This window comes from Chryseobacterium sp. WG14 (assembly GCF_024586945.1).
Taxonomy (GTDB): Bacteria; Bacteroidota; Bacteroidia; order Flavobacteriales; family Weeksellaceae; genus Chryseobacterium.
On record NZ_JALCZD010000033.1, the window covers coordinates 1 to 1,309 of the forward strand.

Annotated in this window: 1 protein-coding gene; it reads right to left on the reverse strand. The window is 34.5% G+C overall.

Annotated features, from left to right (window positions below; genetic code table 11):
• Positions 1-30 precede the first annotated feature (30 nt).
• Positions 31-1,268, reverse strand: a protein-coding gene (locus tag MP478_RS22470) for an IS3 family transposase (protein WP_373691740.1) whose coding sequence is annotated in 2 segments (ribosomal slippage) — positions 31-902 and positions 902-1,268 — 1,239 coding nt in all. Because the reading frame shifts where the segments join, the coding sequence is not laid out codon by codon here.
• Between the last annotated feature and the right edge of the window lie 41 nt (positions 1,269-1,309).

Here is a 1,309-nt window from a genome sequence, read left to right on the forward strand (position 1 = left end):
TGAGTCGTCCTAAAATAGGTTGACACTAAATTAAACAATATTACTATCCGGAGGAATTATTCTTTCTCCGGATTTTTTATGCACCATATCTGGTGTTTTCATCTTAAGACTGAGATGTGGTCTTCTTGCATTGTAAAGAGAAATACTTTCTTTAACCAGCAGATTAAGATCCTTTATATTATTTGTTCTATAGAAAAGGAACTCCTGTTTCAGAATACCATTTACCCTTTCGGCCAAGGCATTCTGATAACAATCATAGCCATCAGTCATAGAAGGCTTAATATTATTTTCACACAATATTTTTTGATAATAGTCAGAACAGTATTGCAGTCCACGATCAGAGTGATGGATAAGATCATCATTATTCACCCGGTTTTTTATAGCCATCTTCAAAGCTTTAGCAACGCTTTGAGCATTCATGCTTAACCCTAAATAATATCCCATAATCCTCCTACTGTAAGCATCAGTTACTAAAGACAGATAGCAGGTTGATTTTTTTGTTTTAAGATAAGTTATATCACTTACAAAAACCTGTTCTGCTTTCTTCACTTCCAATTCCTTCAATAAATTAGGATGTTTCCTAAGCCAATGTTTTGAAAAAGTTGTTTTGATATATTTCTTTTCAGGATATATCAACATATTCTCTCTTCTCAAATAACTAAACAATGCATCTCTACCTATTTTTAGGTTTTGATTTTCAAATCGTTCTTTAAGAAGATAGTAAAGTTTTCTGGTTCCCAGTTTAGGTAACTCCATCCGTATCTGTTGAACCATTTCCTTTACCCTAAGAAGTTCTTGTTCCCGGGCTAAAATTCTTTGTTTTGCCTTATAAACAGCTTGACGACTGATCCCAAACAATCTACATAACCTGGATATACTTAATCCTTGTTGGTGGAGCCTGAAGATTGTTGGGAGGAATACTTTTTTCTGATCTGGGTGCCATACTGTTTATCAGAGATATCAATCATAGTATTGAGAACTTTGTTCTTTAGCTTTTCATCAGAAAGTTCTTTCTCTAAACGTTTAATCCTTTGAGCTGGGGTTTCTTTGGAATTAGACATAATATGAATCTTTGGTTTTCTCCAATCTAAGTTACCAAATCTCCGCAACCACACCAAAACGGTACTCCTTCCTTGAATCCCATAATGCTTCTGAGCCTGCTTGTAAGTTAAATCGCCTTTTTCAACCTGAGAGATAACACTTAATTTAAAAGCCATTGTGTAATCTCTTTGCGTTCGCTTTTCTCTCTTTGATTCTTCTTTTTTCATAAATAAGTCGGTTTTCTGTCAACTTATTTTAGGACGGGACA